General features: G+C 65.4%; 10 protein-coding genes. All 10 read right to left on the reverse strand.

Annotated features, from left to right (window positions below):
• Positions 1-875 (reverse strand): DNA-directed RNA polymerase subunit alpha (locus tag ACFDSW_RS14305; protein ID WP_375250952.1); only part of this gene is annotated, 875 nt, incomplete at its 3' end.
• Between the two features lie 90 nt (positions 876-965).
• On the reverse strand, positions 966-1,355 hold the full coding sequence (rpsK, locus tag ACFDSW_RS14310; RefSeq protein WP_066486290.1) for a 30S ribosomal protein S11: 390 nt from the start codon (positions 1,353-1,355) through the stop codon (positions 966-968).
• Positions 1,356-1,461: 106 nt separating this feature from the next.
• Entirely contained in the window at positions 1,462-1,830 is a 369-nt protein-coding gene (rpsM, locus tag ACFDSW_RS14315; RefSeq protein ID WP_375250959.1) for a 30S ribosomal protein S13, read from the reverse strand.
• A gap of 203 nt (positions 1,831-2,033) precedes the next feature.
• Positions 2,034-2,267, reverse strand: coding sequence for a hypothetical protein (locus ACFDSW_RS14320; protein ID WP_375250953.1), 234 nt, complete (start codon positions 2,265-2,267; stop codon positions 2,034-2,036).
• 231 nt (positions 2,268-2,498) lie between these two features.
• Positions 2,499-3,149 (reverse strand): adenylate kinase, encoded by a 651-nt coding sequence (locus ACFDSW_RS14325; protein WP_375250954.1) that lies wholly within the window; start codon positions 3,147-3,149, stop codon positions 2,499-2,501.
• A gap of 47 nt (positions 3,150-3,196) precedes the next feature.
• Positions 3,197-4,543 carry a preprotein translocase subunit SecY gene (gene secY, locus ACFDSW_RS14330; RefSeq protein WP_375250955.1) on the reverse strand — a complete coding sequence of 449 codons (1,347 nt, stop codon included), beginning with the start codon at positions 4,541-4,543 and terminating at the stop codon, positions 3,197-3,199.
• Positions 4,544-4,782: 239 nt separating this feature from the next.
• Positions 4,783-5,304 (reverse strand): 50S ribosomal protein L15, encoded by a 522-nt coding sequence (gene rplO / locus ACFDSW_RS14335; protein WP_375250956.1) that lies wholly within the window; start codon positions 5,302-5,304, stop codon positions 4,783-4,785.
• Between the two features lie 146 nt (positions 5,305-5,450).
• The gene (rpmD, locus tag ACFDSW_RS14340; RefSeq protein ID WP_375250957.1) at positions 5,451-5,630 is read right to left on the reverse strand and encodes a 50S ribosomal protein L30; all 180 of its coding nucleotides are present in this window, start codon (positions 5,628-5,630) and stop codon (positions 5,451-5,453) included.
• 6 nt (positions 5,631-5,636) lie between these two features.
• Positions 5,637-6,368, reverse strand: coding sequence for a 30S ribosomal protein S5 (gene rpsE / locus ACFDSW_RS14345; protein WP_375250958.1), 732 nt, complete (start codon positions 6,366-6,368; stop codon positions 5,637-5,639).
• Between the two features lie 3 nt (positions 6,369-6,371).
• A partial coding sequence (locus ACFDSW_RS14350) for a 50S ribosomal protein L18 (RefSeq protein ID WP_375250960.1) occupies positions 6,372-6,506 on the reverse strand: 135 nt, incomplete at its 5' end.

A 6,506-nucleotide genomic window follows, 5' to 3' on the forward strand; every position in this document is an offset into this window, starting at 1 on the left:
ATATAGATGATGTTGTCGTTCTTCAGGCAGTTCGCCGAACGCACCGACAGCTCCAGCTCGTCGACCTTCTTGAGCAGGTAACGGTTGATCTGCGCGGTATCGCTCGCCCCCTCGCCCGCGGCCGCCGGCGCAGCGACGCCGACCGGCGCCGAGCGCGTGACCGACGAATCGTCGAAGTGGACGAACAGCGCCAGCTGATCCTGCAGGATACGACCGGCATAGCCGACTGCATCCTCTGGCGTGACGGTGCCGTCGGTTTCGATCGTCAGCGTCAGCTTGTCATAGTCGAGGTCCTGCCCAACGCGGGTAGGATCCACCTTGTACGACACCTGCCGGACCGGCGAATAAAGCGCATCGACCGGGATCAGGCCGATCGGCGCATCCGCCGGGCGGTTCGCAACCGCCGCGACATAGCCCTTACCAACGTCGGCAGTCAGCTCCATGTTGAGCGTCGCGCCTTCGTCGAGGTGACAGATCACCAGCTCGGGGTTCATCACCTCGATATCGCCGGACACCGCGATGTCGCCCGCCTTCACCTCGCCCGGGCCAGTCGCCGACAGCTGAAGGCGCTTCGGGCCTTCGCCCTGCATCTTCAGCGCGATCTGCTTCACGTTGAGGACGATATCGGTGACGTCCTCACGTACACCGGCGAGCGAGCTGAACTCGTGCAGCACGTTTTCGATCTTGATCGACGTAACCGCCGCGCCCTGCAGCGAGGACAGCAATACGCGGCGCAGCGCGTTGCCCAGCGTCAGGCCGAAGCCGCGCTCCAGCGGTTCGGCGATGAAGGTCGCCTTGCGCTTGCCGTCACCGCTCTTCTTTTCGAGCTGATTGGGCTTCTTCAGTTCTTGCCAGTTCTTTGCGTTGACAGACAAGCTCTCGTCCCCTGGGGTTGGGCCGGCGGTTGCGGCGCCGGCCGGGTAATGGACGCAGCCGCTCGTCAGCGGCCACGCGAAGAAGAACGATCAGACGCGGCGGCGCTTCGACGGACGCACGCCATTGTGCGGGATCGAAGTCACGTCACGGATCGACGTGATCTGGAATCCCACCGCCTGCAGCGCACGCAGCGCCGACTCGCGGCCCGAGCCGGGGCCCTTGACCTCGACCTCGAGGGTACGGACGCCATGCTCGGCGGCCTTCTTGCCGGCGTCCTCGGCCGCGACCTGCGCGGCATAGGGAGTCGACTTACGGCTGCCCTTGAACCCCATCATCCCGGCCGAGGACCAGCTGATCGCATTGCCCTGTGCATCGGTGATGGTGATCATGGTGTTGTTGAAGCTGGCGTTCACGTGCGCGACGCCTGCGGTGATGTTCTTGCGTTCGCGCCGACGAAGGCGCTGCGGTGCCTGAGCCATATGGTAATCCTGACCTTGTATCTCAATACGGCGGGCGGGCGGCGGTCCGCCTCACGCCTGCCTCCGGCGGAGAGGAAGTCAGAAATCGGTCCCTTGGACCAATTTCTTACTTCTTCTTCCCCGCGATCGGCTTCGCCTTGCCCTTGCGGGTGCGCGCATTGGTGTGCGTGCGCTGCCCGCGGACCGGCAGGCCCTTGCGGTGGCGCAGGCCGCGATAGCAGGCCAGGTCCATCAGGCGCTTGATGTTCATCGCGGTCTGGCGGCGCAGATCACCCTCGACGGTGTAATCGGCGTCGATCGCCTCGCGGATCTGCAGCACTTCCTGATCGCTCAGGTCCTGCACGCGACGCGCGTCGTCAATGCTCAGCTTGGCGGTGATTTCCTTGGCCTTGGCCGGACCGATACCGTGGATATAGGTCAGCGCGATCACCACGCGCTTGTTGGTCGGGATGTTAACACCCGCGATACGTGCCATGAGATCTGTTCTCCTGTGCTCCACAGGGTGCGGCATGGCTGCCACGCACCCCATCTCGTCGCATTGCTTCCGACCCGCCGTACCGTAACACCGTGCCATGCACGATCGCGGCGCACGCAAAACAGCGCCGCCGCCATACGTCGGATTGGAAGGATGGGCCGATAAGCGCGTCCAAACCCGCTGTCAAGCGATCGGTTCCCCGATCATCCTGCCATCATGTCGCGCCGGCGCCGATCCCGCCATTTGCGGAGCGCCACCGCGGCCCAGGCGAGCTCGACCAGCCCGAACGGCCACGCCCCCTGAAGGAACCCATAGACGGAGCCCATCACGCATCCCAGCGCGAACAGCAACGTCCAGCGCGGCGCCCGCTCCTCCAGCATATAGCAAATCAGCATGACGGTGACGGCGAACAGGCCGAAGGCGGTCAGGCGGTCCATTGCGCGCTTGTGATCGTCACGCGCGGCGGGGGCAAGCGCCCGGAACGATCGGAGGGACGAAAGCCGGCGAAGGGGAGCCACCCTTCGCCGGCCTCGTCACCACCGGGAGTACAGGTGACGAGTTGAGAACCTCGCCGTCCGTGCCCCGTTATGCCGCCCCCCACCCGTCCGTTGCGTGGCGCGGGCATGAACTTTCGGTCATGCGCCTGATTCGGCGCGACATCCTATCCCTCAGCCGCGTTCGTCGAGGATCGCTTCGATCGCGCGGGTGACGTCGGCGATATCGGCCATGCCATCGACGCGATGCACCAGGCCGCGCGACTCGTAGATCGGGATGATCGGCGCGGTTTTGGCACGATATTCGGCCATGCGGGTACGCACGGTTTCCTCATTGTCGTCCGGACGGCGCTTGAACTCGGTGCTGCCGCATACGTCACAGACGCCAGCCACCGTCGGTTGCTTGAACGTATCGTGATAGCCCGCGCCACATTTCGCACAGGTGAAGCGGCCCACGATCCGCTCCACCAGCGCGTCTTCGTTCACCGCCAGCTCGATCACGTGATCGAGCCGCTGCCCGCGCTCCTCCAGCAAGCCGTCGAGCGCTTCGGCCTGCGCCGCGGTGCGGGGATAGCCATCGAAGATCGCCCCCTCGCCCGTGCCGCCGTCCAGCCGCTCACCGATCAGCGCGGAAACGATCGCGTCGGACACCAGCCCGCCCGCGTCCATGATCGCCTTCGCCTCGAGCCCGACCGGCGTTCCCGCCTTTACCGCGGCGCGCAGCATGTCGCCGGTGGACAATTGCACCATGCCCCGGTCGTCGACCAGCCGCTGCGCCTGCGTGCCTTTGCCGGCGCCCGGAGGCCCCAAGAGGATGATGTTCACGACCTAGCTCTCCCTTCGCCCGCCGTTTCCTGCTGCCGCTCATCCGCCTAGCGGCGGCGCGCGCCCTTCAGCTTCGCCTTCTTGATCAGATCGCCATATTGATGCGCCAGCAAGTGCGACTGAATCTGCGTCACCGTGTCCATGGTCACGTTGACGACGATCAGCAAGCTGGTTCCGCCCAGATAGAAGGGGATCGACAGCGCCGAGACGAGATACTCGGGCACTACGCAAATGAAGGTCAGATAGGCCGCGCCGATGACGGTGATGCGCGTCAACACGTAATCGAAATAGGCCTCGGTGTTCTTGCCGGGGCGGATGCCCGGGATGAAGCCACCGTAGCGCTTCAGGTTTTCCGCGGTCTCCTCCGGGTTGAAGACCACCGCGGTATAGAAGAACGAGAAGAAAATGATGCCCGCGGCATACAGCGCCATATACACCGGCGAGCCGTGCTGCAGATATTGGTTGAGCGTGATGATCACGTCACCCCACCAGCTTTCGCCCGAAACGCGATTGCCCGCGAACTGCGTGATCGTCAGCGGCAGCAGCAGCAGCGACGAGGCGAAGATCGGCGGGATCACGCCCGCGGTATTGATCTTCAGCGGCAGGTGGCTGCGATCCGCCTGCATGCCGCGCTGCGTCTGGCGCTTGGGATATTGGATCAGGATGCGGCGCTGCGCGCGTTCCATGAAACAGATCAGCAGGATCAGCCCGACGACGACCAGGATGATCGCGATCAGCGTCACCGGGCTCATCGAGCCGGAACGCCCGCCCTCCAGCAGATTGAGCAGCGTCGTCGGCAGATGCGCGACGATCCCCGCCATGATGATCAGGCTGATGCCGTTGCCGATCCCGCGGCTGGTGATCTGCTCACCCAGCCACATCAGGAACATCGTGCCGCCGATCAGCGAGATGACCGCGCCGATCCGGAACACCGCGCCCGGTTCGAGCACCGCACCGCCAGCCTCAAGCCCGCGCGCGATGAAGAACCCCTGCACCGCCGTCAGCGCGACGGTGCCATAGCGGGTATATTGATTGAGCTTCTTGCGGCCCGACTCACCCTCTTTCTTGATCGCCGCCAGGTGCGGGCTCAGCGACGTCGCCAGCTGGATCACGATCGAAGCGGTGATGTACGGCATCACCCCCAGCGCGATCAGCGACGCGCGCGACAGCGACCCGCCCGAGAAGGTATTGAAGAAATCGAGCACACCGCCCTTCATCCGCTCGGCGAGCAGGTTGAGCTGGGTCGGGTCGATCCCGGGCAGCGGCACGTAGCTGAGCAGTCGGAAGACGATCAGCGCGCCGATCGTGAACCAAAGCCTCTTCTTGAGATCTGTCGCCTGCGAGAATTTCGCGAGGCTGATGCTCTGCGCCATCTGGTCGGCTGCGGATGCCATGCGTGTCGATGTCCTGGATACGAATACGGCGGGAAGCGTTTCGTCGCCCCCCGCCGCTCATATAGGCGTCGGAGCGCCCTTGTCTAATGCGGTGTCTGATCCGGCGTGTGAGGCACCTGCCTGCGCCCCACGCCCTCGTCGCCCTGCCCCAGCGGGCTCACGGGTTCGCGCGCGTGCATCCCACGGGGCATGCAGCGCGCGAATGCCGGATCGAGCCCGGTAGGACGACGAGGCCCGGATCAGCCCTTCTTCTTGGCCGCCTGCGCGGTGCGGTGCTTCGCCTTGGCCTTATCGGCCGCGGGCACGATCTCGGGCACGGTTACCGAGCCGCCGACCTTCTCGATCGCTTCGCGCGCCGACGCCGACACGCCCGCGACGGTGAAGTTCAGCTTCGCCGTCAGTTCGCCCTTGCCGAGCAAGCGGACGCCATTCTTGCCACCACGCGCAAGGCCGGCGGCCTTCAGCGCGGCATGATCGATATCGGTGCCGGTCAGCTTGCCCGATTCGATCGCCTTCTGGATCGCGCCCAGGTTCACCTCGGCATAATCCTTGGCGAAAATATTGTTGAAGCCGCGCTTCGGCAGCCGCATGTGCAGCGGCATCTGGCCACCCTCGAAGCCGGCGATGCTGACGCCCTCGCGGCTCTTCTGGCCCTTCTGGCCGCGACCGCCGGTCTTGCCCTTGCCCGACCCGATGCCGCGTCCCACGCGGATCTTGCGGTGACGGGCGCCTTCGTTGTCGCGGAGTTCGTTCAGTTTCATGATATGCACTCGCTTTCGCTTATTACGCGCAACGCTCCCTGATCGTCATGCCAGCGACGGCTGGCAACGTTCGCCGCGGGAGCGCGATGGCGGCGAACGACCCCGGCTTGCGCCGGGGTGACGGAATGTCCGGGGATGGTGGAGGCTTAGCCCTCCACCACCTCGACCATGTGCTGCACCTTGCGGATCATGCCACGCACCTCGGCGGTGTCGTTCAGCTCCGAAACCTTGTGCATCTTGTTGAGGCCCAGACCGATCAGCGTCGCGCGCTGATCCTTGGTACGGCGGATCGGCGAGCCGGTCTGCTTGACTTTGATGGTAGCCATTCTCGCTTACTCCACGACAGCCGCGGCATCAGCCTCGGCCGTGGTCGCATCCGCACCATGCGCGCGGCCCAGCAGATCGGCGATCTTCTTGCCGCGACGCTGTGCCACCGACTTCGGCGAGGTCTGGGTGCCCAGCGCCTCGAACGTCGCACGGATCATGTTGTACGGGTTCGACGTGCCGACCGACTTGGTCACCACGTCGGCCACGCCCAGGCTCTCGAAAACGGCGCGCATCGGGCCACCCGCGATGATGCCGGTGCCCTGCGGCGCCGAACGGACCGTCACGCGGCCAGCGCCGAAATGACCGTTGCCGTCATGATGCAGCGTGCGGCCTTCCTTCAACGGCACGCGCATCATCTTCTTCTTGGCAGCCGCGGTCGCCTTGGAGATCGCCTCCGGCACTTCGCGGGCCTTGCCATGGCCGAAGCCGACGCGGCCCTTGCCATCGCCCACGACGACCAGCGCCGCGAATCCGAAGCGCTTGCCGCCCTTCACCGTCTTCGACACGCGATTGATGTGCACGAGCTTCTCGATCAGCTCCTCGCCACCATCCTCATTGCGGTTGCGGTCGTCGCGACGGCCACGGTTGCCGTCACGGCCCCCACGCCCACCACGATCACCGCCGCCACCGCGACCGCGTCCGCCACGCGCGCCGCGCGCCTGGTTGCCGTCCTGCTGCGTCGCCGGGGCCTCACCGCCCTCGACGACCTGCGGCTGCTGGTTGTTCTCGTCAGCCATGTCTTAGAACTCCAGTCCGGCTTCGCGCGCGGCTTCCGCCAGCGCCTTCACCCGGCCGTGAAAAAGGAAGCCGCCGCGGTCGAACACCACCTGCGTCACGCCAGCGGCCTTCGCCGCTTCCGCCACGCGACGGCCGAC

The sequence above is a fragment of the Sphingomonas sp. genome (genome assembly GCF_042091075.1).
Lineage (GTDB): Bacteria > Pseudomonadota > Alphaproteobacteria > Sphingomonadales > Sphingomonadaceae > Sphingomonas.

What these genes read in the sequence shown, in the direction of transcription:
- rplO (WP_375250956.1), bottom strand. Translation starts at nt 5,304, where the DNA reads ATGAAACTGAACGAACTCCGCGACAACGAAGGCGCCCGTCACCGCAAG.
- rpsK (WP_066486290.1), bottom strand. Translation starts at nt 1,355, where the DNA reads ATGGCTCAGGCACCGCAGCGCCTTCGTCGGCGCGAACGCAAGAACATC.
- ACFDSW_RS14320 (WP_375250953.1), bottom strand. Translation starts at nt 2,267, where the DNA reads ATGGACCGCCTGACCGCCTTCGGCCTGTTCGCCGTCACCGTCATGCTG.
- rpsE (WP_375250958.1), bottom strand. Translation starts at nt 6,368, where the DNA reads ATGGCTGACGAGAACAACCAGCAGCCGCAGGTCGTCGAGGGCGGTGAG.
- rpmD (WP_375250957.1), bottom strand. Translation starts at nt 5,630, where the DNA reads ATGGCTACCATCAAAGTCAAGCAGACCGGCTCGCCGATCCGCCGTACC.
- secY (WP_375250955.1), bottom strand. Translation starts at nt 4,543, where the DNA reads ATGGCATCCGCAGCCGACCAGATGGCGCAGAGCATCAGCCTCGCGAAA.
- rpsM (WP_375250959.1), bottom strand. Translation starts at nt 1,830, where the DNA reads ATGGCACGTATCGCGGGTGTTAACATCCCGACCAACAAGCGCGTGGTG.